The organism is Sodalis sp. RH16, from assembly GCF_047324245.1.
Lineage (GTDB): Bacteria > Pseudomonadota > Gammaproteobacteria > Enterobacterales > Enterobacteriaceae > Acerihabitans > Acerihabitans ligni.
The window spans coordinates 4,669,927-4,696,910 of sequence record NZ_CP178737.1 but is presented as its reverse complement, the minus strand read 5'-3'; the positions used below and the strand labels follow the sequence as shown (position 1 = coordinate 4,696,910).

Sequence of the window (26,984 nt, the reverse complement as noted above, 5' to 3'; positions counted from 1 at the left end):
TGAGATGTAAAAGTTACAAGGTAACCCATTTCCGAACCGGACGGATTGCTTTATACTGGACAAATGACCAGCCATAAAGATTCCACATAGCCATGACCGCCGAGGGGCATCTCATATTTGCATTGGCCAGCACCATTTTAGCGAAAAAAATGGAGCTATCCCCTGCGCTTGCCCATGGCGACTGGTGGCATATCATCGCGGGCGGATTACTGACCTGTTTGCTGCCGGATATCGATCATCCCCAATCCTTCTTAGGTCAGCGGCTGAAATGGCTATCCCTGCCCATCGCCAGGGTGTTCGGCCATCGCGGCTTTACCCACAGTCTGCTGGCCATAATCGCCGGGATTCTACTGTTCACCCTCAAGCTCGCGCCGGATATGCTCATCCCCCTGGATGCTTTTCACGGCATGATTATCGGCTATCTCAGCCACATTGTCGCCGATATGCTGACCCCCGCCGGCGTGCCTTTATTATGGCCCTGCCGATGGCGTTTCCGTTTGCCTATTATCACCTCGCAAAAGGGCAATCAATGGGAACGGATATTATGCGCGGCGATATTAGTCTTTGCCGTACAGCACCCGCAAGGGATGCCCCTGAGCGGTAATATCCCGGTGCCCGATTCAGTCTACGTCCTCTGGCACAAAGTCCGCGGCACGTTATTTCCTCTTATTTAAATATTGTTATTGCAAGGACCGCTTGTCATGCAGGTGGGCCTATTTTGCGCCGACGATCATACCCTTGAGGAAAATAAGGCTTTAACGGCTGTCGGCATCGGAATCTGTTCTATAGTTGATCTACCGCCCCATATATATAAGCCACGGACGGCCATTATCTGTCATTTCAACTCGATAAGAGGAGCAATGTTAATGTCTAAACCCACAGATCCCTCCCATGACAAAATACCTCTTTCCCACCCCGCTCCCGCCCCCGGCGCCAGTTCGGCCCAACCGGGATTGGGACATCTGGCCCCCGACGATAACAGCCACTTGCCCAAGCCCGGCGTCTCGGAGCCGGGTAAACAGCCCACCGCCCCGGGATCGGTCAAGAGTCCGCAAAACGGCAATGCCAAACTCGACGCGCTGGAACCCTACCGCAAGTCAGGCAAAGACCAGCCGCTGACCACCAATCAGGGGCTTAAAATCGCCGACGATCAAAATTCACTGCGCGGGGCGACGCGCGGGCCGACATTATTGGAAGATTTTATCCTGCGGGAAAAGATTACCCATTTTGATCATGAACGTATTCCCGAACGCATCGTCCATGCCCGCGGTTCAGCCGCACACGGTGTTTTTGAGGTATACCGTTCCCTGAGCGATATCACCAAAGCGGCATTCTTACAGGATCCTTCGGTAAAAACGCCGGTGTATGTCCGGTTTTCCACTGTGCAGGGCTCGAGGGGATCGGCGGATACCGTACGGGATATCCGCGGCTTTGCCACTAAGTTTTATACCCAGGAAGGCAATTTCGATATCGTAGGCAACAATACCCCGATTTTCTTTATTCAGGATGCGCTGAAATTCCCCGATTTTGTCCATGCGGTAAAACCCGAGCCGCATAATGAAATACCACAGGGCGGCTCCGCTCATGATACCTTCTGGGATTATGTGTCGCTGCAGCCGGAAACCCTGCATAACGTGTTCTGGGCCATGTCTGATCGTGGTATCCCACGCAGCTATCGCACCATGGAAGGATTCGGCATTCATACCTTCCGTCTGGTTAACGGCGAAGGCAAAGCGACCTTTGTGCGTTTCCATTGGAAACCGCTGGCCGGCAAAGCCTCGCTGGTATGGGATGAAGCGCAGAAACTGGCGGGTAAGGATGCTGATTTCCATCGACGCGATCTTTGGGAGGCCATTGAGGCCGGCGACTATCCGGAATATGAGCTGGGACTGCAGCTCATACCGGAAGAGGATGAGCATAAATTCGATTTTGATTTGCTCGATCCGACTAAACTTATCCCCGAGGCGCTGGTGCCGGTGGAAATCGTCGGCAAGATGACGCTCAATCGCAACCCGGATAACTTTTTCGCTGAAACCGAGCAGGTAGCTTTCCATCCGGGCCATATCGTTCCGGGGATCGACTTTACCAACGACCCGTTGCTGCAGGGCAGGTTATTCTCTTATACCGACACCCAGATCAGCCGTCTCGGCGGGCCGAATTTCCATGAAATTCCCATCAACCGGCCGGTATGTCCTTACCACAATTTCCAGCGCGACGGCATGCACCGGCAGGATATCGATACCAATCCCGCGGCCCACGAGCCCAATTCCATTAACGACAACTGGCCGCGCGAAACCGCACCGGCGGCGCAGAATGGCGGGTTTGAAACCTACCAGGAACGCATTGACGGCCATAAAATCCGAGAGCGCAGCGACTCTTTCCTTGAGTATTATTCCCACCCGCGTTTGTTTTGGCTCAGCCAGACCCCGGCGGAACAGCAGCATATCGTCGATGCCTTCAGTTTCGAACTGGGCAAAGTCGCACGGCCCTATATTCGTGAACGGGTCGTCGATCTGCTGACCCGGGTAGATGTGCAGCTCGCAAAGCGGGTAGCCGCCAAGCTCGGCTTAGCGCTCTCGGCGGACGCGTTAAAAACCGCCCCGCCCAAGCCGGTGAACGGTATTAGCCAGGATCCTACCCTTAGCCTGTATGCCAGCGGCAGCGGCAGCGTTAAGGGACGTCAGGTAGCGTTGCTGCTCAGCGACGGGGTAAATGCCGCCGATGTTCTGGATGCGCTGCAAGGGCTGAAAGCCGCGGGAGTCCATGCCAAACTGCTGGCCGCCCATGGGGGTAACGTCGTCGCCAATGATGGATCAACGCTGCCCGTGGATGCCACGTTCGAGGCATCTCCTTCCATAAGCGTCGACGGCGTCATCGTACCGGACGGCAATATGGACGCGTTGCTGCTGGATGGGGAAGCGAGTCATTATATCCTCGAATCCTACAAGCATCTGAAGGTTATCGCCTTAAGCGGCGATGCCAAGCGTTTTAAACAACAGCTTGGGCTGGCGGACGACAAAGCGGAAGAAGGCTTATGCGAAGGAACCGCCGCCCAGGGAGGCTTGATGCAGGATTTTATTGACCAGTTGAAATTGCATCGCGTCTGGTCCCGTATCGGCAAGATTGCCGGCGTACCCGCCTGATTGACTAGAAAAGAAATGGGCGATAAGTGAATATTTCACTTATCGCCCATCACTCACCCCAACAGCGCCGGGTTTGCTTCGTGGCCGTTATTGCTGCGGGTTGGTATCGTATTCCTGACAGCTCTGGAACCCTTTGTTCAGGACGTGGTTGGTATCATCATAGCTGACAAAGTAATTGATGGGTTTACCGTCGCGAGTACCTAAAACATAGCTGTCACAGGTGCCGCGAGCATTAATCATGGTGGCTGACGTTGACGGCACACCGCCGATGGCGCGGGCTTGTTGTTTGGTCATACCCTTTTTAACGTCGCTAACCACGGGTTTTTTCATATAACTGTCGGCTCTGTCAAACAAGGTACAGCCGGAAAGCAGGGTTAATGCGGTAGCGGTGGTAAAAGCTAAAACGATCTTCTTATTCATAATGTCACCTCTTTTGTTGTATGTACCGATAAGTCTAGATGGCAAAAGGCTTTTTTACAAATTCAAGCGCAACGGTAATGTGTATTTTCCGATTTTTCTTTAAGTTGACTTATGATTTTCAGCGGTCGACAGCGTTTTTGTTTGCACAAAAAAAATCGCGGCCGGAAGCCGCGATTGCCATTACAGGTTCTACTCAAAAACCGGGGGGTTATTTAGCAGCATCCTTTTGGGCCATTTTTTCCGCATGCTGCTGGTATTTGGCATTAAATTCCTTTTTTTGCTCCGGGGTCAGGACATTATACATTTTGTTCTGCATTTCAAGCCGAGCCAGCATACGCTGGTTTTGTTCCTGCGACTGGGCAGTGACAAATGCCTGGGCTTTGGCGGAGTCAAAGCTGTCCGAGGCGATGATCTCGTGCATTTGCTGACGTTCAGCCGCAGAAGGCATATTCACTTCTTTGCGGGTTTCCTTGAAAATATCGCGCATCTGCTGATGCTGCTGTTCGGTCAATTTCAAGCCCTTGAACATCATGTCCATCATTGGTCCATGATGATTACCCTTATGGTGCATCATCATTTCGCCTTTAGCCGGCGCATCGGTAGTCGTCGTGGATGTGGTGGTGGTATCGGCGGCGGAGGCTAATTGAGCTGAACCTAATACCAGGGTAGTGGCCATGAATAAAGCGGTTAATTTACGCATAATTTCCTCAATGTCTGCTTATATTCTGTCGGGAACTTTTCTTAGCGACAGTGTGCGCTACAGAAACAAGTCTACTCTAGATAACTTAAAGTAATGACATTATGCGTAAATAACTTAAAGCCTGTGATTCACTTTTAACGCGATCGTGGAGAAATCATGAAGATTGTGTCGGATATTCGTAATGAGATCCGTCAAAATAATATCTATTGCATTGATTTATATCATAACGATTAAATCATATTCCTACCAGGGAAAATACCATTGGGGAGCCCTGACGACATCTGTTATTACAATTTTCTTGCCGTCGGAAATGGATGTTACCTTTTACTCGTACAAGTCAAGGCTGTCGCTGAAATATATACCGGCCTATTGCTGGAAAGGATAGACGGACCCCAAATCAAGCAATTGGGTCAATTCATCCAGCGCGGTACGAACTTCATTCAATAAAGCGGGATCGGCCAAGTCCTGCTGATTCAGGCGGTCGCGATAATGCCTGTCCACCCATTGACTCAATTGCAAAAACAGATATTCAGTCATGAGTACCCGCGGATTCACCGCCCGGTACTCATCCTGCGTCAAAATGATCCTTAATCTCAGGCATGCCGGCCCGCCGCCGTTACGCATACTCTCCCGCAGGTCCACTACGCGGATATCATCAATAACGCCGTTTTCCGCCGCCAGCTCTGCCAGATAACGCCAAACGCCAGGGTTGCGGCGGGCCTCTTCAGGCACCACCAGCGTCATATGCCCGTCTTGCCGGCTTAATAGCTGGCTGTTAAACAAATAGGTTTGCACCGCATCGGCCACGGAAACACGATCCGCGGGCACTTCCACAGGCAGGAAGTCCTGTTGCAGCAAGGCCAGGCGGCGCCGGAGCCGATCGCGTACCGAGACGCCGTCCATAAACGCATGCTGATGGTAAAACAAGACCTGTTCGTTACTCACCGCAATCACATCGTTATGAAAAACCCCTTCATCGATTACCGCCGGATTTTGCTGCACCAGCAAAGTTCGCTCCGGCGCCAGTTGATGCAAGCGGATGATGGCTTCGCTGGCCTCGCGGGTCTGTCTGGCGGGATAACGGCCGGGCTCCGCGCCGCCACCGTAGCCGTCTTTCCCATAGACAAACAGCTGGATGCCCGGCTCATCATAACGTCCCAGACGGCTGTGGTTGGCCGCGCCTTCGTCGCCAAGCAGCGCCACGGACGGCAAGGGGGGATGATGCCGGAAATAGCGGCTATCGGCGAATATCGCCGCAAGAACGGCACCGGTGGTCTTGGCTTCCAGCGCCCGATGAAACTTATTGTTCAGGTTGGCGACGGTAAAATGCACCCGGCCGTCCGCGCTGTCCACCGACGGACTGACGGTGGCGGCGTTGGCGACCCACATGGCGGAGGCGGAACTGACCGCCGACAGCAACTGCGGATATCGGGCCGCGGCGGCCAATATCTGCCCGTCGGTGCCGCTAAAACCCAACTGCCGCAAGGCGGGCAAGTGCGGCCGCTCGTGGGGCGGCAGCACGGCCTGCGGGAAGCCGGCGTCAGACAGGGATTTCATTTTCAACAGACCCTGTTGAGCCGCCAGGCGCGGATTGGCGTCATGATTGCGGTGACGGGTGGATGCCTCATTCCCGAACGACAGCCCGGCGTAATGATGGGTCGGTCCCACCAGCCCGTCAAAATTGACTTCCATGCTTCGCTTCATAATCACCCTTATGTCTGTGCCGTCCCGGACGGCAGCCTGACGGGCACCGCCCTCACCTGCCGTCCGGGAGAAAGGCGCAGGGAGGCATGGATTTCAGCGCTGATCATCAGCCGGTCCCGTTCCGGTCTCGGCTGTGCCGCTACCACCCGGTAAGCGGGATAATCGTCATTCGCCAGCAGATACCATGGCGCGTCCCGGTCCGGTCCGGCGTCTTCCGATAACGCAGTGACCCAAAGCCGGCTTTCCCGCACCGTGCGGATATTATCGATGTCAGCTTCAAGAACCGGACCACCGTCGAAAATATCAATATACCCCTGATAACGCAGTCCCTCAGACTCCAGCACCGCCCGCGCCGGCTCGGTGTGCGGGTGTACCTTGCCAATCACCGCACGGGCCTCCGGCGCCAGGAAATCCACATATAAAGGATGCTTAGGCATGAGTTCGGCGATAAAAGCCTTGCTGCCGGTACCGCTCAGGTAATCCGCCCGGGCAAAATCGATGGAGAAGAAATGCTGGCCCAGATTGGCCCAGAAAGGAGAATGTCCCTGCTCATCGCAATAGCCGCGCAGCTCCGCTATCACCCGCTGGGCAAAATGCTGCCGGAACGCCGCCATAAACAGCAGGCGCGCTTTCATCAGTAACTGACCGTTGGTGCCGTGACGGTAATCCGGATCGAGAAACAATGTGCAGAGCTCGCTCTGGCCGGTATGATCGTTGCTCAGATACAGCGTCGGTACCGCTTTATAGACATTCAGGCTTTTAGAAGCGTGGACCAGGGTGCCGACGCGAAAATTGTACCAGGGTTCATTCAGGCCCACGGCGGCTTCAATGGCGCTTACGCCCACCACTTTGCGGCGCTCGCTGTCCTCCAGCACAAACAGGTAGCCCTGCTCGGCGCGTTCCGCCGCGCCTTGCCAAGTGCGCAAGGAACGATCAATACGGGCGGCCAGCACGTCCCGGTGGGTGGGGAGGGAAGTAAGCCCGGCGCCGGTTTTATCCGCCAGACTCATTATATCCATTAAATCGCCGGCTTCCACCGGACGGATCGTCATCATGATAAGAGTCCTCAAGACGCGGAAATTCGCCCATCGCTTAGGATGAGTATAATCCGTACAAAACATGCCAGCAACGTAATACCAATGAATAAAAAAACTCTGGTTCTTTTAAAACAATAGCTTACTTCACAATATTATTCACTTTTACTGCATAAAAAATGAATATAATGCATAAAGCCCCCTTCTTCGTTTTGAATCCGAAAAATTATGCACGGCCTGATATTCTCGTTCAGACAAGATCAACTTCAGACGGCCCATGATGGGATGTTTGTGCCGGGTTCAGGAAATGTCCCATAGCCTTGCGGACCGTCGCTGTGGATAATCCTTTTGGAGCGAAGCCATGAGCAGAACGCACCGCATTTGTGTTTGCGCCTGACAAGTTTGGTAATAAAAGCGGCCGTTACCGTAACCAAACTGTCATCTTGCGCTGGGATAGTGGATTGTGGTCCGACGATATGGCGAGAGGAAACGGGAATCGCTGCCCTCTTCCGCTGCCGATCAAGTGTCGGACTCAACATCGCCGCGATGGCCGGGACGTTGAATAAATGGATAACAAGCGTTCAGCCGGGCCACCCATAAGACAGTTAATATTTTTAAACTAGAATTGTTTTTCTGCTAGGTAGTTACTGACACCTGCCCGCCACTGATTGGCCAGACAAGGCCTCAGCCCGGAGAGATTTTTATGAAACCATTAGAAAAAGAACGTTTTATCGGCCTTGAATGGCTGCGCTTTCTACTCGGCTGTTATGTCATGCTTTACCATACTTCCCATAACTATCCGCAGTTCCAAGGAATTTTCGGTCTGAGTGAATTGACCAGTATGGGTTTTTTCGCCACCAGCAGTTTTTTTGTATTATCCGGTTTCCTGCTTGCCCACGTCTATGTGCGGGGTAATACCCTGCGCGACCCGGCCCCGCGTTTTTGGGCCAAGCGCTTATTCAATCTTTATCCCATTCATATCGTGGCCCTGGTGTCGTCGGTTCTGGTGATAGCTCTGATGCAGTGGCTGGCCATTCCGCCGGATGGGCCCGGCAGCAGCGTGCGGTTTGTGGTTTACGACACTAATGAAATCCTGGGACGAACCCACCCGGAGCTGTTCCAGCATTACATGGATAATATCCAGTTGGCCTTTAACAGTTTACTGCAGCTTTTCCTGCTGCAGGCCTGGAATCCCTACTTCCTGACGTTCAATGCGCCCCTGTGGTCGCTATCGACGCTGTTTTTCTTTTATATTCTCTTTCCCTATTTTGCCCCGCGCCTGATGAACGCCCGGCGGACCTGGACGTGGCTGGCCATTATCTGGATCCTTTACCTGCTGCCGCCGGTCTGGGTCATTTGGAAACATCTCTACGGCGTACCTTACACCGGCATGCTGCAACGGGTGCCTCTTTTCCGTATACCGGAATTCTTCGGCGGTATTTTGGGCTATGCCCTATTCCGCCGGGCCCGGCTCCGGCAACAGTTCATGTCGATATGGCAACGCCGGGCCCTGGTGATTTTTATCGTCTGCTGTTTCCTGGCCGCCACGGTACTGTTCACCCACGGGGCGAAATTCTGGTATTTCCTGCTGCATAACGGCCTGCTGCTGCCGTCCCAAATAGCCCTGATCTATCTTTGCGCCCTGGCCCGCACGCCGCAAAGCGCCTGGCTGCAACGCTGGTCGCCCCGGCTCGGCGCCGCCTCACTGTCGATGTTCGCCCTGCATGTTCCTTTGTTTAATCTCTTTCGTACCCTGGAACAATTTTTCCGCGGCAACCCCGCGGCCTGTTTCAGTGATTGGGAAGGAAGCATCGCCGCGGCGGGCAACGTGCAGCTGTCCCTGAGCGGCTATGCTCTTTATCTGGTGCTGACCATCATGGTATGCGTGGTTTTCCAGGAGCAGTTCGTGACCCGCATGCGCAAAAGCCTGGTGACGCGCTTTCTGGAAAAAAGCCCGCCGATGCCCCGGCTGAGCAGGGCCGGAACCTCAAATTCCTAAGGGTCTAGGCGCAATCGGTTTAGAGGCCCGGCTACAGCGGCCGGGCCTCTGAGCGTGCCAAGGCGTCAACGGAGAACCTGCGAACAGGTTTTGATTGAAGTGAACGTTAAAACGGCGGACCGTCAAACAAGTTCTGATTGATGGCGGATTTGCCACGCAGCAGTTGCCGGACCTGATGCACCAGTTCAACCATGCATTCATCATGCATGCCGTAGTTATTCAGCTCCTGCTCCAACGCGAACAGATATTGTGCGTTGGTGCCCAGCGGACCGCTGGCGCAGGCGATTAACGGCGCGATAATCTGGGAACGGGTATCCGCCTCGAAGAAAGGGTGCTGGGAATCCATGACAAATGCCAGCGCGGTGACCTTTTCATCGTTTTCCAGCGTCAGTTCGCTCCAGGTCGGCAGGTAGCAACCGGTAAGCATCTCCCGTTTCCACAGCAGTTCCAGTTCTTCATGCAAACGATCTTCAGGCAGCCGAAAGGCCAGGCCGGTGGTTTGCCCGCCTTCTTTCAGCGCCAGCATCCGCCCGGGCTGGGCAACGGTGCCGCGCCCGGCGATCAAACGCAGGCAAAAAGCGCGGTGCCAGCCCGACAACGTTGCGGGACGGACCTCCTCCGCCTCGAATATGGGATTCCACATCAGGGAACCGTAACCGAAAATCCACACCGGGCTATTATCCGGCCGACGCTCCAGCGTGCTTTGCAAGGAAGCGCGACGCTGCTCTGGTGTTAACAACAATGCCTCTTCAATGATGCCGAAGGCAGTTTTACAATCAGCTTTTTGCAGGAAATCACGCGTTAACACTGATGATATTCTCCTAACCACATACGCCGCCCGTCAGGGTAAAGCCGCCAGTTGAATATTTGAATTCCTTATCATGTAATAGCTCATTAATAAAACACTATTAAAATGACCATATAAGTTTCTTACCCTATTATCAAGCTTGATCTGTGTCACACTATGTTTATGCCGTGCTAATCAGCACGTAAATGAATTAAAAGGCGGGTAAGGCCAACGGCATGGCGATTTGAACCGCGGCGATAATCCCTATCGCCGGGGCATGTTTCAGGGAATAGACGCTATTGCGGGCAGATGCCGGACAACGGCCAGGGCTTGAAAAGGGTTAGTATGGATATCACTGCGGGCGCGGGTTATGATTTAGGGTGCCAACGATCGTCTTCACCTTTCTGGTATTTGTGTTTTACCGCAGCCCAGGCCACTTTATGAGCGGTCTCTTCGCGGGATTCGTCTCCACGGCGTTCGGCCTTTTCCTCATATTGATCCCAGGCATGATTAAACGCCTCGCGATAAATATCCTGGGCGTGTTTTGGCAGAACGTGACTGACGCTGTCAGGTAATGAATGATTAGATTTGTAAGGCATAGGGTCCTCCTGGCTCAATCTCTTTAAAGTGTAGCGGCAAATGCCGGCGTAAGCCAAACGGCAGGCGGCAACGTATTATAAGAAGCGGTTTTTTAAGCCGGCAGATTGGGAATTGTATTTGACAAGTGGATTCAGCGACTTTTTGGTCTAACATGCCGTTTAATAGCAAATAATTAAATATTTTTAATATATCAAATATGTGTTCATTCTATTAAATTGCGATGAAAAAGAGGTTTTTTTACCGGTTTCGCCCATTATATTTTTTTAACGTTCATTTTATACATATCTTGACATATTTCGCATTGTTTTCTGGTAATATTCTCCAGACGATAAATGCTGAAACCCGATTAATTCACCGTCCGGTAACCAGCCTTACCTGCAAGGAGATTACCTATTATGAAGTCGTCCGAACAAGGGATCAAAACACGCCATAAAGAATATACCCTGTTATTTCCCCTCGCCGCGCTGGCAATATTGATATTTTGGGGTTCCGCCTCCACTTTTTACGCTACTCTGGTTATCAATCTGCTGGCTTTGGCGGCTATCCTGGTGAGCGCCTTTAACGTGGTGCGCCATGCGGATGTGCTGGCCCACCGGCTGGGCGAGCCCTTCGGCTCGCTGATATTAAGCCTGTCGGTGGTGATACTCGAGGTCAGCCTGATTTCAGCGCTGATGGCCACCGGCAACGCTTCGCCTGCCATCATGCGTGATACCTTGTTTTCCGTCATCATGATTGTCACCACCGGCCTGGTGGGTTTCTCTCTATTGCTGGGAGGACGCAAGTTCGCCACCCAGTTCGTTAATCTGGCGGGTATCAAGCAATACCTGATGGCCATTGTGCCGCTGGCGATTATCGTGTTGGTGCTGCCCGCCGCCTTGCCGAAAGGTAATTTCAGCACGGCCCAGGCCCTGTTCGCCGCCGCGATTTCCGCGGCCATGTATGGCGTGTTCCTGGTCATCCAAACCAAAACGCACCAGAAATGGTTCGTGTATGAGCATGAAGACGGCGACGACGATGCCCACGGTAAGCCTTCCGCCCACAGCTCCACATGGCATGCCGGCTGGTTAATCGTTCATTTGCTGGCGGTGGTATCGGTTACCAAGTTCAACGCCGGGCCGCTGGAACAATTGCTTGGCGATCTGAATGCCCCGCCGCAGTTCACCGGCTTTCTGGTGGCCTTGCTTATCCTCTCGCCGGAAGGATTAGGTGCCATCAAGGCTGTGCTGAAAAACCAGGTGCAGCGGGCAATGAATCTGTTTTTCGGCTCGGTACTGGCCACCATCTCCCTTACCGTGCCGACGGTGACGGTGATCTCCATCCTCACCGACCATCCCTTGGCCTTCGGACTGGATCTGTCGCAAATCGTGGTACTGTCCACCGCCCTGATTCTGTGTCAAATCTCATTTTCCACCGGGCGCACCAACGTGCTGAACGGCACCGCTCATTTAGCGTTATTCGGCGCCTACCTGATGACGCTGATGCTGTGACCCCCTCTTCCGGCGTGGCCCTGGCGGGCCCCAACTCTTGATATTCCGTTAACATCCCCGGCCGTCGGGCCGGGAGAAGGCTCTTTTTTCAGGCGCGATAAAGTTTTCACTGGTTTTACCCTTGTAAAAACTGTTATTTTAGTACTTCTTCAAGACGGACCCACGGCCCGCCTCAGTTACGTTTTGGTTCGTCGTTCCAATGAAAAGTCATATATTTACCGGTATCCGCCCGTTCAGTGCCCTTATTGAAGCCTGCTGGAAAGAGCCCTATAGTTTACAGCGCCTTATCAAAGATACTATCGCCGGGGTCACGGTCGGCATTATCGCCATCCCCCTTTCCATGGCTTTGGCCATCGGCAGCGGCGTCGCGCCGCAATACGGTCTGTATACTTCCGCCGTTGCCGGTATCATTATCGCCCTGTTCGGCGGATCGCGCTTCAGCGTCTCCGGCCCCACCGCCGCTTTTGTGGTGATCCTTTATCCGGTGTCGCAACAGTTCGGCCTGGCGGGATTGCTCATTGCCACCCTGCTCTCCGGACTGATCCTGATGTTTATGGGGTTCGCCCGGCTGGGTAAGCTTATCGAATTTATTCCCCTGCCGGTGACGCTGGGTTTTACCTCCGGCATAGGCATCACCATCGGCACCATGCAGATAAAGGATTTTTTCGGTCTTCAGCTCAACACGATACCGGCGGAGTATCTCGGCAAGCTGGCGGCGCTGGTAGGAGCATTACCCACCTTCAACCTCGGCGACACCTTGGTGGGGGTGGCCACCATGGCGGTACTGGTCTACTGGCCGCGCCTGGGTATCCGTCTCCCGGCGCACCTGCCGGCGCTATTGATTGGCTCCGGCGTCATGGTGGTGCTATGGGCATTTCATTTGCCGGTGGCCACTATCGGTACCCGGTTCGGTTATGTGCTGGCAAACGGCGCCCACGGTCAGGGCATCCCGCCCATTTTGCCGCAGTGGATATTGCCCTGGAACCTGCCGGATGCCCACGGCCAGCCAATGGCGTTTGACTGGCACACCATTTCGGCTCTTTTACCGGCGGCGTTTTCCATGGCGATGCTGGGGGCTATTGAATCGTTATTATGCGCCGTGGTGCTCGACGGGATGACCGGCATTAAACATCAGTCCAATAACGAGCTGATTGGCCAGGGCCTGGGAAATATCGTCGCACCCTTTTTCGGCGGCATTACCGCCACCGCCGCCATCGCGCGTTCGGCGGCCAATGTCAGGGCCGGCGCGACGTCGCCGATCTCTTCGCTGGTCCATTCGGGTTTGGTGCTGCTGGCGCTGCTGATACTGGCTCCCGCCTTGTCCTATCTGCCGATGTCGGCCATGGCGGCCCTGCTGCTGCTGGTGGCCTGGAACATGAGCGAGGCTCGCAAGGTTATTTACCTGCTGCGGCGGGCGCCGAAGGACGATATCGCGGTCATGCTGTTGTGTATGTCCCTGACGGTGCTTTTCGATATGGTCATCGCCATCACCGTGGGTATTGTCCTGGCTTCGCTGCTGTTTATGCGCCGTATCGCCAGTATGACCCGCATCAGCGAGCTGCCGCAAAGCGCCGCCGGGCAATATCGGGTGTTCCGGATTAACGGGCCGCTGTTTTTTGCCGCCGCCGAGCGCATTTTTGATGAACTGGCGGTGTTGACCCGCGACGATCGGCTTATTGTCCTGCAGTGGGATGCGGTTCCGGTATTGGATGCCGGCGGTCTGCAGGCGTTTGTGCGTTTCAGTGAACACCTGGCGGCGGATAAACAGCTTATCGTCACTGATATTCCCTTTGGGCCGCTGAAAACCCTGGCCCGAGCCAATATCCATCCCATCGAGGGCCGGCTGGCGTTTTATCCGACGCTGACCCAGGCCTTGCAGGAACTGGCGGAAACAAAGCCCGCCGTCGCCTGATAGGCGGTATTCCGATCCGCAGCGCGCCACGGGAGAGCTCTCTTTAACGGGGTTGGTGCACGTACGGTGATGGTGGGCTTACCGCGCTGTGGGGCGCTCCGGCGGGCGGTAAAACCACGCCCGCCTCGATCCCATCAGCACGGTTTCCCGTTAACACGTTCATTGCGCGATCGACGATCGCCGGCCTAGGTATCCCGCTTATCTTACCGGCTGGTATCCAGCGCCGGGAAGCTTTTCACCAGATCATCAATGGCTTTCATCTGCACCAGGAAAGGCTCAAGCTTATCCAGCGGCAGAGCCGAGGGGCCATCGCATTTTGCATGCTCCGGATCCGGATGCGCTTCGATAAACAGGCCGGCGATGCCCACCGCCATGCCGGCGCGGGCCAGTTCCGCCACCTGTGCTCGGCGACCGCCTGAAGCGGCGCCGAACGGGTCGCGGGTTTGCAGGGCATGGGTAACGTCAAAAATCACCGGACAGCCGCCGGAAACGCGGTTCATCACGTTAAAACCCAGGATATCCACCACCAGGTTGTCGTAGCCGAAATTACTGCCGCGGTCGCACAGGATAACCTGGTCATTACCGGCTTCGTGAAATTTATCGACGATATTTCCCACCTGGGAAGGGCTGATAAACTGCGGCTTCTTCACGTTGATCACCGCGCCGGTGCGGGCCATGGCCTCCACCAAATCGGTCTGGCGGGCTAAAAACGCCGGCAGCTGAATCACATCCACCACCTCGGACACTATTTGCGCCTGCGCCGCTTCGTGCACGTCGGTAATGATTTTGACGCCGAACTGCGCTTTGAGCTCCTGGAAGATTTTCATGCCCTCCTCCAGCCCCGGACCGCGATAGGAGTGGATAGAGGAGCGGTTGGCTTTGTCAAATGATGCCTTGAACACGTAAGGTATGGCGAGTTTTTGCGTGACGGTAACGTAGTGTTCGCAGATACGCATAGCCAGTTCGCGGGACTCGAGCACATTCATGCCGCCGAACAGGACAAAGGGGCGATCGTTTGCTACGGGAATTTCGCCAATATTAACTGTTTTTTGCTTCATATCAGGGCCTTATTATCATAAATCGAACCGCGGCGCTATATAGCCGTCAGACTCCAAGTTGCGGGCACGCGGGCTTTGCCGCAACTCGAATTATCCAGGGTATAGCGTAATAGATATTAATGCAGCGTCACCGATTTCTGCTCAATTGAATGGATCTGTACTTTGATCATTTCGCTTATGGGGTCTTCAGGACACTGCTCAACGAAATAATTGAGATCGGATAATGCAACATGATCGCATTCCAGCTGCGCATAAATCAAACCGCGATCGCGTATTTCATAAGGATCGTCGGGATCGAATTCCAGCATGGCCTCGCTGGCGCCCAGTGCCAGCTCCATCTGTTTTTCATCCATCAGCGCGGATTTCAGGGTATCCAGCAGTTTTCGCACCACCGTGCCGTTGTCCGCTTCCTCCAGGTCTTCGTCCACCAGCTCTATACCGGTGCCGATATTGCCGCGCAGCCAGATGTCCAGGGTATGTTCATCCAGGGTATCTCCGTTGATGGGATTAATAAGCCACATTTCGCCGTCCAGCCAACCGGCGCGCAGGATCATCTGGGTGGGGAATATTACCGGCAACAGGGGAATTCCCAGACCCTGGGCGATATGCAGCAGAATGATACCCAAGGAGGTGGGCAGCCCCTGGCGGCGCTCCAGCACCCGATCCAGCCATAGCGCGTCAGAGAGACGGTAAACGCCCCCCACTCCGCCAAAGCCCCAGATTCGGTAAAATAGATTCAGCAATAAATCGAGCTGTTGGTCCGGCCGCATATCCTCGGGGATATATTCCCGCGCCTCTCCTGTCAGCTTTGCCAGCTGCTGGCGGACGCTCTCGGCGGGGAAGTCCTGGCGGATGGCAAGAGAGATACGCATGACACCCTCGCTAAGCGGTGAGAGGTTGTATTCAAAATCCGCAATATTACTCATAGTAATCCTGTCAGCAAAGGCTGTTTGCTGGTTGCCAGACGGTAATAAATATAAAAACGGGCCAGCGCCGGTAAAAGCGCGGGGAAAAAAATGAAAGGAAGGTCCATACCGTCGTTAAATGAAAGTACTTGATTGCCATGTAAGCACTCATCATTGCTCCATCATCGTCGTCATGATCGGCGTCTCACACCGGCCATTGTCCCATTGAAACACGTTCATTGCCGCCATAGTCGTTCCGGCTGCCTACCCGATCAAAACCGGCCCGGGACAACAGGCCGCGCACAGCCTCGCCCTGTTGCCAGCCATGCTCCAGCGCCAGCCAGCCCCCAGGGTGCAAATGACCGCCGGCGCCGTTGATAATGCTCGCCAGGTCCGCCAGCCCCGATGACGCCGCCACCAGTGCGCCGCGCGGCTCGAAACGAACATCGCCACGGCCTAAATGCGGGTCTTCGGCATCAATATAGGGGGGGTTACTCACAATAAGGGTATAGCGCTGTCCCTGCAATGATTTAAACCAACTTCCCGTTGCGAATGCGGCATTGGTCAAACCGAGGCTGCGCGCGTTCTCCCGCGCCAGAGCCACTGCTCCGGCCTGCACGTCGATGCCGGTGAGCCGCCAGCCCGGACGTTCGCTCGCCAGCGCCAGCGCAATGGCGCCGGTGCCGGTGCCCAAATCGAGCACATCCGCCTGCGGTTCTTGCACCAGCGCCAGGGCCTGCTCAACCAGGCATTCGGTATCGGGTCGCGGTATCAGCGTCACCGGCGAGACTTTGAGCCTGAGTGACCAGAATTCCCGCTCGCCGGTAAGATAAGCGATGGGCTCGCCGGCCTCGCGCCGCGCCAGCAGGTCCGTCAGCAGGGAAACCTGCGGCGGCGTCAGCGGCGTTTCGTCAAAGGCCAGCAGCCAGGTACGCGGGCGGCCCATCACGAAACCGAGCAAAATCTCGGCGTCCCGTTTGGGGCTTTCCCCCGCCGCCAGTCGCCGGGTGGCGACGTTGAGCCACTCGCGTATCTCCATCAGGACTGATCCGCCAGCGCCGCCAGCTGATCGGCCTGATACTCCTGCATAATCGGCTGGATAAGCATATCAAGCTTGCCTTCGATAACTTCATCCAGCCGATACAGCGTCAGGCCGATACGATGATCCGTCACCCGCCCCTGCGGGAAATTATAGGTGCGGATGCGATCGGACCGGTCGCCGCTGCCCAGCAAATTACGGCGGGTCGACGCCTCTTCCAACTGGCGCCGGTGTATTTCAGCGGCACGCAGGCGGGCGCCCAGCACCGCCAGCGCTTTGGCTTTGTTCTTGTGCTGTGAGCGCTCATCCTGGCATTCCACCACCAGCCCGGTGGGCAAGTGGGTAATGCGGATGGCGGAATCAGTGGTATTGACATGCTGTCCGCCGGCGCCGGAGGAACGGAAGGTGTCGATGCGCAAATCGCCGGGGTTGATTACCGGCAACTCTTCTTCAGGAATGGCCGGCATCACCGCTACCGTGCAGGCGGAGGTATGAATGCGGCCCTGGGATTCGGTTTCCGGCACCCGCTGTACCCGGTGGCCGCCGGATTCGAATTTAAGCTGGCCGTAGGCGCCGTCGTTCTCGATTTTGGCGATGACCTCTTTGTAACCGCCCTGCTCGCCGTCGCTGGCGCTGATGATTTCGATACGCCAGCGGCGCGCTTCGGCGTAACGGCTGTACATGCGAAAGAGATCGCCGGCAAAGATGGCGGCTTCGTCACCGCCGGTGCCCGCACGGACTTCCAGAAAGCAGCCTCGTTCGTCATCAGGATCCTTGGGCAGCAAAAGCAGCTGCAGCTCACGCTCCAGCTCTTCCTGCAACGCTTTGGCCTGTTTCAGCTCATCTTGCGCCATATCGCGCATTTCCGGATCGTCCAGCAGCGTTTCAGCCGTGTCGATATCGTCTTGCACTTGCCGCCAGCGCTGAAAGGACGCCGTAACATCGGTCAGTTGCGCATACTCCCGGGACAGCGCGCGAAAACGCTCCTGATCGGTAATGACGCCGGGATCGCCGAGGAGAACCTCGACTTCTTCCTGGCGCTCTTGTAACGCTTCCAGTTTGGCAACAATAGAAGGCTTCATGGATGGTGGTTTTACCTTGTAAGTATAATGAGCTAGTCCAGTCCCAGACTGTCCCGCAGGATTTGCAGCCGCTGGACGTCACCGTCGCGGGCGGCCTGTTGCAGCGATTTGGTTGGAGCGTGGATAAGGCGGTTGGTCAAGCGATGACTCATTTCCCGGATCACGTCTTGCGGGTCGGCGCCGAGACTAAGGGCGGCCAGGGCGCGCGCCTCGATATCGGCTCGCAGGGTATCGGCCTGGCTGCGGTAATCGCGAATGGTTTCCACCGCGTTCTGCCCGCGCAGCCAGCCCATGAAATCAAGACATTCCTGCTCAACGATGGCTTCCGCCTTGACGGCGGCGGATTGCCGCTGAGCCATGTTTTTTTCGATGATGGCCTGCAGGTCGTCCACCGTATAAAGATAGGCGTTGGGAATCTTGCCCACGTCCGGCTCAATATCCCGCGGAACCGCGATATCCACCAGCAGCATCGGCTGATTTCGGCGCAGCTTCATGGCCCTCTCGGCCATGGCCTTGCCGATGATAGGGAGGGTGCCGGCGGTGGAGCTGATGATGATATCGGCTTTGGCAAGCATATCGTCGATATCCTCCAGGCCGATAACCTCGGCCCCCACCCGATCCGCCAGGCGCCGGGCCCGCTCCAGGGTGCGATTGGCGATAATCAGGGATTTGACCTTATGTTCGCGCAGATGCCGCGCCACCAGTTCGATGGTCTCACCCGCGCCCACCAGCAGCACCGTCACCTCGGCAAGGGATTCGAATATCTGCCGGGCCAGGGTACAGGCGGCAAAGGCCACCGACACGGCGTTGGAGCCTATCTCGGTTTCGGTGCGTACCCGCTTGGCCACGGAAAAGGCTTTCTGGAACATCCGTTCCAGTTCGCCGGCCTGGACATGGCCGCGCTGGGAATCGGCAAAGGCTTTTTTTACCTGCCCGAGGATCTGCGGTTCACCCAGCACCAGCGAATCCAGCCCGCTGGCCACCCGCATCAGATGGCTGACCGCCTCATCGCCTAAGCGCCAGTACAGGCTTTGGCGCAGGTCTTCGGGGGAAAGTTGGTGATAATCACACAGCCATCGTATCAATTTTTCCTGGAGAACGGTTTCCTGGGGATTCGCTTGCGGATGATTCTCTTGCTGGTCCACACTGAGGTATAATTCGGTGCGGTTACACGTGGACAGCACGACACCACCCTGCACCAGCGGCTGCTGAAGCAAGCTTGCCAGGGCCTGATCAAGGGTATCGGGTGCAAATGCCACCCGCTCGCGAAGTGCGATCGGCGCTGTTTTATGGTTGATGCCTAAGGCCAGCAAAGTCATAGAATACGGCTGATAAATAATACGAGTAATTGTATGGTTATGGTTTAGGTGCATTCTACTTGATGCCGGCTTTCAATAAAAGTCGCACCGCATTTTCGCACCATTAGACTGTTTAGCTTGTTAAACTATATATATTGTGTGGGATTAAAATACCACCTATCAAAGAAATTGACGCTATCCTAGCGGTCCGTTAGCGTGATGAAAACCATAAAACCAACAAATAATTAAGGAAGCTGTTCCCCATGCCGAAGCGTATTTCAGCCTGTTTCCGGGTCCTCCCGCTGGCCGCCCTGCTCCTGGCGGCGTGTAGCGTTCATACGCCCACCGGTCCGGCAAAGAGCCAAACCTCGCCGGAATGGCGGCAACATGAACAAGCGGTATCACAATTAACGCATTATCAAACCCGCGGTTCCTTTGCCTATATTTCCACCCGGCAAAAGGTCTATGCCCGGTTCAACTGGCAGCAAACCGGTCCCGACCGCTATCGGCTGCTGCTCACCAGTCCCCTGGGCAGCACCGAAATGGATCTCAGCGTTCAGCCAGGCGTGGCCCAGGTGATTAACAGCGAGGGCAAAAAATATGTTAGCGACGATGCCCAGCTGATGATCCATAAGCTGACCGGGATGGACATCCCTTTGGATAATCTTCGCAAGTGGATGCTCGGGCTGCCGGGGGACGCGCAGGACTTCACCCTGGATGACAGGGGATTGCTCAAGCAGGTTAACTACAGCCGGAACGGGCAGTCCTGGACGGTGACCTACCAGGACTATCGCGACGGCACGCAGCCGGCGATGCCGGCCAATATGGAGCTTCGCCAGGGCGATCAGCGGATCAAGCTCAGAATGGATAGCTGGGACCTGAAATGATTCATCGCTGGCCGTCACCGGGCAAACTCAATTTATTTCTCTATATCACCGGTCGCCGGGCCGACGGCTACCATCTGCTGCAAACGCTGTTTCAGTTTCTCGACTACGGCGACCAGCTTACCATCGAGCCGGTGAACACCGGCGTCGTTCGGCTGCTTACTCCGCTTCCCGGCGTGGCGGCAAAGGATAATCTCATCGTGCGGGCCGCGGAATTATTGCGGCGCCATCCTCTTGCGGCAAAAAATAAATTTTCCCGGCCCGGCGCCGATATATGGTTGGAGAAACGGCTGCCGATGGGGGGCGGATTGGGGGGCGGCTCATCCAACGCGGCAACGGTGCTGGTAGCCCTCAATAATTTGTGGCAATGTGGGCTGGATAACATGGAATTGGCCCGTCTCGGGTTATGCCTGGGCGCCGACGTGCCGGTGTTCGTGCGGGGCCGCGCGGCGTTTGCCGAGGGTATCGGGGAAATATTGACCCCCGCCTCGCCGCCGGAGAAATGGTATCTGGTGGCGATGCCGCCGGTGTCCGTTTCCACCCCGGTTATCTTTGCCGATCCGGCGTTGAAAAGAGACTCGCCGGCACGCTCTCTGGAGACCTTATTACGTGAGCCGTTTCAGAATGTTTGTGAACCAATCGCAAGAAAACATTTTTACGAGGTTGAACAGCATCTTTCATGGCTGTTAGAATACGCGCCGTCGCGACTGACTGGCACCGGCGCTTGTGTATTCGCTGAATTCGATACCGAGACCGATGCCCGCCAGGTGCTTGAGCAAGCCCCGGCATGGATGCATGGTTTTGTAACTCGTGGCGTCAACGTTTCTCCATTATATGACGCGTTGGCCGGGGCGAATTGAGATTTTACCCGTGTGGCATTGCCCCGTATGGCGCTCCAGTCCCGAGTGTTATCCTGTGCAATACCTTCTCTGGACGCAAGCCTGAGGTTCTTCTCGTGCCTGATATGAAGCTTTTTGCTGGTAACGCCACCCCGGAACTAGCACAACGTATTGCCAACCGTTTATACACCAGCCTAGGGGACGCCGCTGTGGGTCGCTTCAGCGACGGCGAAGTCAGCGTGCAAATCAATGAGAACGTGCGCGGTGGGGATATTTTCATTATCCAATCCACCTGTGCGCCAACCAACGATAACCTGATGGAACTGGTGGTCATGGTCGATGCGTTGCGCCGGGCTTCCGCCGGACGCATCACCGCCGTTATCCCTTACTTTGGCTATGCCCGCCAGGATCGTCGCGTACGTTCCGCCCGGGTACCCATCACCGCAAAAGTCGTGGCCGACTTTTTGTCAAGCGTGGGGGTCGATCGTGTTCTGACGGTTGACCTGCACGCCGAACAGATTCAGGGCTTTTTCGATGTGCCGGTGGATAACGTGTTCGGTAGCCCGATCCTGCTGGAAGACATGTTGCAGCAGGAATTGGAAAACCCCATCGTCGTTTCACCGGATATCGGCGGCGTGGTTCGTGCCCGCGCTATTGCCAAATTGCTCAATGATACCGATATGGCCATCATCGATAAACGCCGTCCCCGCGCCAATGTTTCGCAGGTGATGCATATCATCGGCGACGTGGCGAACCGTGACTGTGTTTTGGTTGACGACATGATCGATACCGGCGGCACCTTGTGCAAGGCGGCTGAAGCGCTGAAGGATCGTGGCGCCAAGCGTGTTTTCGCCTATGCCACCCATCCTATCTTTTCCGGCAATGCCATTGACAATATCAGAAGCTCGGTTATTGATGAAGTGATTGTTTGCGATACGATTCCCTTGTCGCCCGCTATCAAAGCCCTGCCCAATGTCCGTACCTTGACATTGTCAGGCATGCTGGCTGAAGCCATACGCCGTATCAGCAATGAAGAATCAATTTCCGCCATGTTTGAGCATTGATGCAGCAGGGTTTTAAACGGTAAAAATTTGCGCTAGGCGGGCGCTCTGGACCCGCCCGTAAAAAAAATCAGCCCGAACCTGCGAGACAAGTTCGGGACAAGGGGACAAGCTCTTACGCTTTTCGGGCGCAAGTCATGATGATTGCGCAACCCTATGGCATCAACGATGCAGGGGTTGGTTATTTGGGTAAATGATGGCCGGCGCGGCGGCAGCGTTCGTCAAACCTGCGCAGCCACCAGTAACGGTCGGTGACGCGTTCATGGCCGCCCACACGGGCACCGGTCAACCACAGCAGCGCTCCGATAAATATGCCCATGATAGCGCCGTTGGCCAGCAGCGGATTCATATGTAATTGTGGTAATTGATTCATGACTGAACAGGCGAGCCCGGCTATCATCATGACCATCCCGACGCCCATTAAACCATTACCCATCATTAATGCTGATTTACGTTTCATCGTCCACCTCCGGGTTCATCAATGAAATCGGCAATCTTGTATCTCATTGAGTCCTACTGGTTAAAGTATAGTCAGCAAGGGGCGATGAACATCGTGCCTGCGATCACAATGTCAAGATTTGGTCATACAATTAAACACTTTTCAGTTTTCAATTCAGTCCATGCCATACGGCGAATTGGCAGTCATTAAAAGGCCCGGGCACAGAAAGGCCCTGTCCTCGCCAAGGCAACAGAAATAAAATTATGTCAGCCAAGACATATCAAATTATAGAGTGTATCAAAAGGTAACGGATGCATCGATTAACCAGATTCATTGGCCGCCTGAGAGTGAGGCGCAATCGCCTGATAAACAAAGCCCCGGCACAAGGCCGAGGCTTAAAAGGGGCCCCCTCTCCGGCGCTTATCTCCGGCACTCACTGAAGGTGGTGTTAGCTCTGCCGAGGGGTAGTTTTGATTATACACAATAGGACCTGTCTTATTGCACTTTTATTGCGATCCGGGGACGTCTGCCAGGGTTCGTGAAGGTCCCGCCACAGCCGTGAAATACCGGCGTTGAAATCTGCTATTATAAGCGCCGGATTTTCTTGTAAATCGCCGGGTAGCAGCGATATCAGGCATAGCGCCACGCCTTTAATCCGTCAAAAAGCTGTACATAGTGAGAATGTAAATGTCATGTCGATCAAATTAATTGTGGGTCTGGCCAATCCCGGTGCGGAATACGCCGCGACCCGGCACAATGCCGGCGCCTGGTATGTGGATGCGCTAGCCCGGAACTCACGCCTCGACCTTAAGGAAGAGAGCAAATTTTACGGCTACACCGCCCGCCTGCTTATCGCCGGCCAGGATATCCGCTTACTGGTGCCCACCACGTTCATGAACCTGAGCGGCAAAGCGGTGGCGGCAATGGCGACTTTTTACCGCATTTTACCCGAAGAGATCCTGGTGGCCCATGACGAGCTGGATTTGCCGCCGGGCAACGCCCGCCTTAAGCTTGGGGGGGGGGCCGGCGGCCATAACGGCTTGAAAAGCATCATCAGCTGCCTGGGCAACACCCAGCAATTCCACCGCCTGCGCATCGGTATCGGCCATCCCGGCGATAAAAATAAAGTGGTGGGTTTTGTCCTGGGCAGACCGCCGTTAAGCGAACAGGGTCTGATAGATAAGGCTATTGACGAGGCGGTGAAATGCACGCCGATATTAATCGCCGACGGCGCGGTCAAAGCCATGAACCGCCTGCACACCTTCAAAGCCGAATGACCCGCCCAGCAGCCCGGCGCCTTGCGGGCAATCGAGTTATAGACGGTTTGTGTGTATAATAATGCCTTGGGCTGTGGTTTATGATGCGGCCAATATTAACCAATTGATAATAAAGCTATTTAAGGTGAGTTAACCATGGGTTTCAAATGCGGAATTGTGGGTCTGCCGAACGTGGGCAAGTCCACGCTGTTTAATGCGCTGACCAAAGCGGGAATCGAGGCGGCAAATTTCCCATTCTGCACCATTGAGCCGAATACCGGCGTGGTGCCGATGCCCGATGTCCGCCTGGACCAGCTGTCCGCTATCGTTAAACCGCAGCGTATCGTTCCCACCACCATGGAATTCGTGGATATCGCCGGACTGGTAAAAGGGGCGTCGAAAGGCGAAGGACTGGGCAACCAATTCCTGACCAATATTCGCGAGACCGAGGCCATCGGTCACGTTGTACGCTGCTTTGAAAACGATAATATCATCCACGTGGCGGGCAAGGTCGATCCGGCGGAGGATATCGACGTCATTAACACCGAGCTGGCGCTATCGGATCTGGAAGCCTGCGAACGGGCGCTGTTCCGGGTGCAAAAGCGCGCCAAAGGCGGCGATAAAGACGCCAAAATCGAGCTGGCCGCGCTGGAAAAATGCCTGCCCCACCTGAGCGATGCCGGCATGCTGCGCACGCTGAACCTCACCGATGAAGAAAAAGCGGCCATCCGCTACCTGAGTTTCCTTACGCTGAAACCCACCATGTATATCGCCAACGTCAATGAAGACGGCTATGACAACAATCCATACCTGGATACGGTGCGCAAGATTGCCGAAGCCGAGGGCTCGGTGGTGGTGCCGGTCTGCGCGGCGGTGGAATCCGATATCGCCGAATTGGAAGAAGACGAACGAGCCGAATTCATGGCTGAGCTGGGCCTGGAAGAGCCGGGGCTGAATCGCGTGATCCGCGCCGGCTATGAGCTGCTCAATCTGCAAACCTATTTTACCGCCGGGGTCAAAGAAGTGCGCGCCTGGACCATTCCGGTGGGCGCCACCGCCCCGCAGGCGGCGGGTAAAATTCATACCGATTTTGAAAAGGGCTTTATCCGCGCCCAGACCATCGCCTTTGACGACTTTATCAATTACAAAGGCGAGCAAGGGGCCAAAGAAGCCGGCAAGATGCGCTCCGAAGGCAAGGAATATATCGTCAAAGACGGCGATGTGATGAACTTCTTGTTCAACGTCTAACGATTTTCTCGGTCCTTATGATCGTTTAGCGGCCCTAGCGCAACCGGCGCGAAACCGAGCTGTTCGGCCGGGTGTGAGAAGCAGATTCCAGATGACAACACGGCACGTTCTGTGCAGGATGAGACTTTTCCATATCAGGGATCATTCATGAGCGTAAAAACGGCATCGCTGGAAGGCCGTATCCGGCAACACTGGGATCAGCTCTCGTTGCACGAACAGCGTTTAGCCGATGTCTTATTGGCGGCGCCCGGCCAGTTGGCGATGAACACCGCAACCGAACTGGCGCAAAGCGCGGGCGTATCCAAAGCCACCGCAACGCGTTTTTTCCGGCACCTCGGCTATGAAAGCTACGATGCCGCACGCCGTCAGGCGCGGGATATGCAGAGCAGCGGCTCTCCCCTTTATCTGCAAGCCGCGCCCAACTCTTCGCCCCTCGACAGTTTGATGCAAAGCCATCTGGAGAAAGAGGTTACCAACCTGGTTAACACCTTCCGTTCGCTGGAAAGCCACCAGTTGGAGGCCTGTGTTGATGCAATCGCAAAAGCGCGTCGCGTGGTGGTGATGGGCTGGCGCCATAGTCAAACCATTGCGATGCTGATCTACCGCGATCTGGTCCACGTTCATCCAGACGTACGCTTGCTGCCCCGTGCCGGCGATTCACTGGCTGAGCATATGGCCGCGCTCGGTCCGCAGGATATGGTCATTTGCGTCGGTCTGCGGCGGCGTATGCCCGCGCTGGAAGCCGCAATGAATACCCTTCAGGAACTTGGCGTGCCCATGCTCTATATCTCCGACGTGCTGGCCGGCAAGCCGGCGAAGCATGCGCGCTGGGTATTGCGCTGCCATACCGACGGCAGCTTGATTTTCGACAGCACCGTGTCGCTGTCCGCCGTTTGCAATCTGCTCTGTTCACTGGTGGCACGCAGCATGGGCAAAGTCAGCAACGACCATCTCGCTACCATTGAAGCTCTGCATCAGAGCCTCGACGAACTGGAATGATGTCTCCATTGGTGCACGATATAATCATTTTCTCACCAAACAAGTGCAGCGGCAGGATCCGACGCCGCTTTGTCGTCCATCTTCGTGAAACCATAGAAATATAAATTACAATAATTGAAACTTATGTTTCTTATTGATTCCTTGAGAAAAAGCAGTTTCTAAGCTCAACCCCGCTCTATGCCCAGAGTAAAGCTGGCATGAAAACTGCTCGGTCATTCATGACCATTCACCCATCTCAGGGAATCACCATAATGAAAAAAACAGCGCTGCTGATCGCCACGTTGCTCACCCTTGGCGCAGCAACAACCGCTCAGGCCGACACGCTGTCGGATATCAAAAGCAGCGGCAAAATCACGGTCGGCATAGATCCCACCTTTCCGCCTTATGAGTTCACCAATGATAAAGGCGAGATCACCGGCTACAGCGTGGCTATCATGGAGTCTTTCGCCAAAGACCTCGGCGTGAAACTGGAGTTTCAGAAAACCGCTTTCAGCGGCATTCTGCCGGGACTGATTTCCGGCTCGTTCAATGCCGAAGGTTCGTCTCTTAACGTTACCGCCGAGCGCGCCAAGAAAGTGCTGTTCACCACGCCGTACAGCAAAACCGTTAATGGCGTACTGGTTCGTGAAAGCGAAGCGAAAACATTCAACGGTAAAACGGTGGCTGCTGAAGATCTTTCAGGCCTGCGGGGCGCGGTGAAAAGCGCCAGTGTGCCGGAGCAGTTGCTCAAAGGCTTTAACGAGACGCTGAGCAAGGAAGGCAAGAAGCCCATCACCATCATCAGCGTCGATACGCTGGATCAAACCGTCAGCACCCTGATGACCAAACGCGCCGACTTTGTGTTTGACGATATCTCGGTACTGGCGCCCATCGTGAAAAAATACCCTAACAAAGTGGTACAGGTGGGGGAAGCCGGTCCATCCCAGTGGATGGCTTGGGCAACGCGTAAAGATGACATCAGCCTGAACAAAGCCATCAGCGAACACATCCTGACCATGCAGAAAGATGGCGAACTCGCCGCTCTGCAAAAACAGTATCTCGGCACCACCTTTACCGTGCCCGAAAGCAATTTTATTCCTCAGGAGTAAGT

24 protein-coding genes are annotated in these 26,984 nt (G+C 55.1%); 12 read left to right on the top strand and 12 right to left on the bottom strand.

From position 1 onward, the window contains the following. Nucleotides 1–92: 92 nt before the first annotated feature. Together ACL2XJ_RS21415 and katE are read left to right on the top strand one after the other, a co-directional pair. On the top strand, nucleotides 93–674 hold the full coding sequence (locus tag ACL2XJ_RS21415; RefSeq protein WP_132921637.1) for a metal-dependent hydrolase: 582 nt from the start codon (nucleotides 93–95) through the stop codon (nucleotides 672–674). Nucleotides 675–866: 192 nt separating this feature from the next. Then, nucleotides 867–3,143 (top strand): catalase HPII, encoded by a 2,277-nt coding sequence (gene katE, locus ACL2XJ_RS21410; RefSeq protein WP_413724433.1) that lies wholly within the window; start codon nucleotides 867–869, stop codon nucleotides 3,141–3,143. Between the two features lie 87 nt (nucleotides 3,144–3,230). Here katE and osmE read toward each other — a convergent pair whose 3' ends face one another. The 4 genes from osmE to astA all read right to left on the bottom strand — a co-directional run bounded on the left by osmE (nucleotide 3,231) and on the right by astA (nucleotide 7,022). Beyond that, on the bottom strand, nucleotides 3,231–3,563 hold the full coding sequence (gene osmE, locus ACL2XJ_RS21405; RefSeq protein ID WP_413724432.1) for an osmotically-inducible lipoprotein OsmE: 333 nt from the start codon (nucleotides 3,561–3,563) through the stop codon (nucleotides 3,231–3,233). Between the two features lie 208 nt (nucleotides 3,564–3,771). Next, nucleotides 3,772–4,263: an ATP-independent periplasmic protein-refolding chaperone Spy gene (gene spy / locus ACL2XJ_RS21400; protein WP_132921640.1), complete on the bottom strand. Its 492-nt coding sequence runs from the start codon at nucleotides 4,261–4,263 to the stop codon at nucleotides 3,772–3,774. A 366-nt stretch (nucleotides 4,264–4,629) separates the two neighbouring features. Beyond that, nucleotides 4,630–5,955 (bottom strand): N-succinylarginine dihydrolase, encoded by a 1,326-nt coding sequence (astB, locus tag ACL2XJ_RS21395; RefSeq protein WP_413724431.1) that lies wholly within the window; start codon nucleotides 5,953–5,955, stop codon nucleotides 4,630–4,632. A gap of 20 nt (nucleotides 5,956–5,975) precedes the next feature. Continuing rightward, nucleotides 5,976–7,022, bottom strand: a complete 1,047-nt coding sequence (gene astA / locus ACL2XJ_RS21390; protein WP_413724430.1) for an arginine N-succinyltransferase — start codon at nucleotides 7,020–7,022, stop codon at nucleotides 5,976–5,978. A gap of 682 nt (nucleotides 7,023–7,704) precedes the next feature. Between astA and ACL2XJ_RS21385 the strand changes: the two genes are divergently transcribed. Next, on the top strand, nucleotides 7,705–9,000 hold the full coding sequence (locus tag ACL2XJ_RS21385) for an acyltransferase family protein (protein ID WP_132921643.1): 1,296 nt from the start codon (nucleotides 7,705–7,707) through the stop codon (nucleotides 8,998–9,000). 106 nt (nucleotides 9,001–9,106) lie between these two features. Here ACL2XJ_RS21385 and ACL2XJ_RS21380 read toward each other — a convergent pair whose 3' ends face one another. After that, the gene (locus ACL2XJ_RS21380; RefSeq protein ID WP_132921644.1) at nucleotides 9,107–9,808 is read right to left on the bottom strand and encodes a gamma-glutamylcyclotransferase; all 702 of its coding nucleotides are present in this window, start codon (nucleotides 9,806–9,808) and stop codon (nucleotides 9,107–9,109) included. Between the two features lie 347 nt (nucleotides 9,809–10,155). Beyond that, nucleotides 10,156–10,386 (bottom strand): putative cation transport regulator ChaB, encoded by a 231-nt coding sequence (gene chaB, locus ACL2XJ_RS21375; RefSeq protein ID WP_413724429.1) that lies wholly within the window; start codon nucleotides 10,384–10,386, stop codon nucleotides 10,156–10,158. 396 nt (nucleotides 10,387–10,782) lie between these two features. Between chaB and chaA the strand changes: the two genes are divergently transcribed. Together chaA and dauA are read left to right on the top strand one after the other, a co-directional pair. Further along, entirely contained in the window at nucleotides 10,783–11,874 is a 1,092-nt protein-coding gene (gene chaA, locus ACL2XJ_RS21370) for a sodium-potassium/proton antiporter ChaA (protein ID WP_132921646.1), read from the top strand. 199 nt (nucleotides 11,875–12,073) lie between these two features. Next, a complete protein-coding gene (gene dauA / locus ACL2XJ_RS21365; protein ID WP_413724428.1) occupies nucleotides 12,074–13,786 on the top strand; it encodes a C4-dicarboxylic acid transporter DauA in 1,713 nt (570 codons plus the stop codon). Nucleotides 13,787–13,989: 203 nt separating this feature from the next. On the opposite strand, the gene kdsA is transcribed toward dauA, so the two are convergent. From kdsA to hemA, 5 genes are all read right to left on the bottom strand, one after another. After that, nucleotides 13,990–14,844: a 3-deoxy-8-phosphooctulonate synthase gene (gene kdsA, locus ACL2XJ_RS21360; protein WP_413724427.1), complete on the bottom strand. Its 855-nt coding sequence runs from the start codon at nucleotides 14,842–14,844 to the stop codon at nucleotides 13,990–13,992. Between the two features lie 116 nt (nucleotides 14,845–14,960). Next, the gene (gene sirB1, locus ACL2XJ_RS21355; protein ID WP_203521469.1) at nucleotides 14,961–15,770 is read right to left on the bottom strand and encodes an invasion regulator SirB1; all 810 of its coding nucleotides are present in this window, start codon (nucleotides 15,768–15,770) and stop codon (nucleotides 14,961–14,963) included. 184 nt (nucleotides 15,771–15,954) lie between these two features. Beyond that, nucleotides 15,955–16,788 (bottom strand): peptide chain release factor N(5)-glutamine methyltransferase, encoded by an 834-nt coding sequence (gene prmC, locus ACL2XJ_RS21350; protein ID WP_132921650.1) that lies wholly within the window; start codon nucleotides 16,786–16,788, stop codon nucleotides 15,955–15,957. Then, the gene (prfA, locus tag ACL2XJ_RS21345; RefSeq protein ID WP_132921651.1) at nucleotides 16,788–17,870 is read right to left on the bottom strand and encodes a peptide chain release factor 1; all 1,083 of its coding nucleotides are present in this window, start codon (nucleotides 17,868–17,870) and stop codon (nucleotides 16,788–16,790) included. The genes prmC and prfA overlap by 1 nt, the downstream gene beginning before the upstream one ends. Nucleotides 17,871–17,902: 32 nt before the next feature. Continuing rightward, on the bottom strand, nucleotides 17,903–19,189 hold the full coding sequence (gene hemA / locus ACL2XJ_RS21340) for a glutamyl-tRNA reductase (RefSeq protein ID WP_132921652.1): 1,287 nt from the start codon (nucleotides 19,187–19,189) through the stop codon (nucleotides 17,903–17,905). Between the two features lie 242 nt (nucleotides 19,190–19,431). Here hemA and lolB point away from each other — a divergent pair, with 242 nt between their 5' ends. The 3 genes from lolB to prs all read left to right on the top strand — a co-directional run bounded on the left by lolB (nucleotide 19,432) and on the right by prs (nucleotide 21,955). After that, a complete protein-coding gene (gene lolB / locus ACL2XJ_RS21335; protein WP_203521472.1) occupies nucleotides 19,432–20,055 on the top strand; it encodes a lipoprotein insertase outer membrane protein LolB in 624 nt (207 codons plus the stop codon). Beyond that, the gene (gene ispE, locus ACL2XJ_RS21330) at nucleotides 20,052–20,912 is read left to right on the top strand and encodes a 4-(cytidine 5'-diphospho)-2-C-methyl-D-erythritol kinase (protein WP_413724426.1); all 861 of its coding nucleotides are present in this window, start codon (nucleotides 20,052–20,054) and stop codon (nucleotides 20,910–20,912) included. Before lolB ends, ispE begins: the two co-directional genes overlap by 4 nt. A 95-nt stretch (nucleotides 20,913–21,007) precedes the next feature. After that, nucleotides 21,008–21,955 (top strand): ribose-phosphate diphosphokinase, encoded by a 948-nt coding sequence (gene prs, locus ACL2XJ_RS21325; protein WP_132921655.1) that lies wholly within the window; start codon nucleotides 21,008–21,010, stop codon nucleotides 21,953–21,955. 178 nt (nucleotides 21,956–22,133) lie between these two features. Here prs and ychH read toward each other — a convergent pair whose 3' ends face one another. Then, the gene (ychH, locus tag ACL2XJ_RS21320; RefSeq protein ID WP_132921656.1) at nucleotides 22,134–22,412 is read right to left on the bottom strand and encodes a stress-induced protein YchH; all 279 of its coding nucleotides are present in this window, start codon (nucleotides 22,410–22,412) and stop codon (nucleotides 22,134–22,136) included. Between the two features lie 671 nt (nucleotides 22,413–23,083). On the opposite strand from ychH, the gene pth reads away from it, so the two are divergent. The 4 genes from pth to ACL2XJ_RS21300 all read left to right on the top strand — a co-directional run bounded on the left by pth (nucleotide 23,084) and on the right by ACL2XJ_RS21300 (nucleotide 26,982). Continuing rightward, nucleotides 23,084–23,668: an aminoacyl-tRNA hydrolase gene (pth, locus tag ACL2XJ_RS21315; protein WP_203521473.1), complete on the top strand. Its 585-nt coding sequence runs from the start codon at nucleotides 23,084–23,086 to the stop codon at nucleotides 23,666–23,668. Nucleotides 23,669–23,803: 135 nt separating this feature from the next. Continuing rightward, the gene (gene ychF / locus ACL2XJ_RS21310) at nucleotides 23,804–24,895 is read left to right on the top strand and encodes a redox-regulated ATPase YchF (protein ID WP_413724425.1); all 1,092 of its coding nucleotides are present in this window, start codon (nucleotides 23,804–23,806) and stop codon (nucleotides 24,893–24,895) included. Between the two features lie 147 nt (nucleotides 24,896–25,042). Then, nucleotides 25,043–25,894: a MurR/RpiR family transcriptional regulator gene (locus tag ACL2XJ_RS21305; protein WP_132921659.1), complete on the top strand. Its 852-nt coding sequence runs from the start codon at nucleotides 25,043–25,045 to the stop codon at nucleotides 25,892–25,894. Between the two features lie 251 nt (nucleotides 25,895–26,145). Continuing rightward, nucleotides 26,146–26,982 carry a transporter substrate-binding domain-containing protein gene (locus tag ACL2XJ_RS21300; protein ID WP_203521475.1) on the top strand — a complete coding sequence of 279 codons (837 nt, stop codon included), beginning with the start codon at nucleotides 26,146–26,148 and terminating at the stop codon, nucleotides 26,980–26,982. The last annotated feature ends 2 nt before the right edge of the window (nucleotides 26,983–26,984 follow it).

Coding starts and splice junctions, on each gene's coding strand:
- ACL2XJ_RS21300 (WP_203521475.1), top strand. CDS start 26,146: ATGAAAAAAACAGCGCTGCTGATCGCCACGTTGCTCACCCTTGGCGCA.
- sirB1 (WP_203521469.1), bottom strand. CDS start 15,770: ATGAGTAATATTGCGGATTTTGAATACAACCTCTCACCGCTTAGCGAG.
- ACL2XJ_RS21385 (WP_132921643.1), top strand. CDS start 7,705: ATGAAACCATTAGAAAAAGAACGTTTTATCGGCCTTGAATGGCTGCGC.
- astB (WP_413724431.1), bottom strand. CDS start 5,955: ATGGAAGTCAATTTTGACGGGCTGGTGGGACCGACCCATCATTACGCC.
- osmE (WP_413724432.1), bottom strand. CDS start 3,563: ATGAATAAGAAGATCGTTTTAGCTTTTACCACCGCTACCGCATTAACC.
- ACL2XJ_RS21415 (WP_132921637.1), top strand. CDS start 93: ATGACCGCCGAGGGGCATCTCATATTTGCATTGGCCAGCACCATTTTA.
- ychF (WP_413724425.1), top strand. CDS start 23,804: ATGGGTTTCAAATGCGGAATTGTGGGTCTGCCGAACGTGGGCAAGTCC.
- chaB (WP_413724429.1), bottom strand. CDS start 10,386: ATGCCTTACAAATCTAATCATTCATTACCTGACAGCGTCAGTCACGTT.
- katE (WP_413724433.1), top strand. CDS start 867: ATGTCTAAACCCACAGATCCCTCCCATGACAAAATACCTCTTTCCCAC.
- spy (WP_132921640.1), bottom strand. CDS start 4,263: ATGCGTAAATTAACCGCTTTATTCATGGCCACTACCCTGGTATTAGGT.
- astA (WP_413724430.1), bottom strand. CDS start 7,022: ATGATGACGATCCGTCCGGTGGAAGCCGGCGATTTAATGGATATAATG.
- chaA (WP_132921646.1), top strand. CDS start 10,783: ATGAAGTCGTCCGAACAAGGGATCAAAACACGCCATAAAGAATATACC.
- ACL2XJ_RS21305 (WP_132921659.1), top strand. CDS start 25,043: ATGAGCGTAAAAACGGCATCGCTGGAAGGCCGTATCCGGCAACACTGG.
- ychH (WP_132921656.1), bottom strand. CDS start 22,412: ATGAAACGTAAATCAGCATTAATGATGGGTAATGGTTTAATGGGCGTC.
- dauA (WP_413724428.1), top strand. CDS start 12,074: ATGAAAAGTCATATATTTACCGGTATCCGCCCGTTCAGTGCCCTTATT.
- prfA (WP_132921651.1), bottom strand. CDS start 17,870: ATGAAGCCTTCTATTGTTGCCAAACTGGAAGCGTTACAAGAGCGCCAG.
- prmC (WP_132921650.1), bottom strand. CDS start 16,788: ATGGAGATACGCGAGTGGCTCAACGTCGCCACCCGGCGACTGGCGGCG.
- hemA (WP_132921652.1), bottom strand. CDS start 19,189: ATGACTTTGCTGGCCTTAGGCATCAACCATAAAACAGCGCCGATCGCA.
- lolB (WP_203521472.1), top strand. CDS start 19,432: ATGCCGAAGCGTATTTCAGCCTGTTTCCGGGTCCTCCCGCTGGCCGCC.
- pth (WP_203521473.1), top strand. CDS start 23,084: ATGTCGATCAAATTAATTGTGGGTCTGGCCAATCCCGGTGCGGAATAC.
- kdsA (WP_413724427.1), bottom strand. CDS start 14,844: ATGAAGCAAAAAACAGTTAATATTGGCGAAATTCCCGTAGCAAACGAT.
- ispE (WP_413724426.1), top strand. CDS start 20,052: ATGATTCATCGCTGGCCGTCACCGGGCAAACTCAATTTATTTCTCTAT.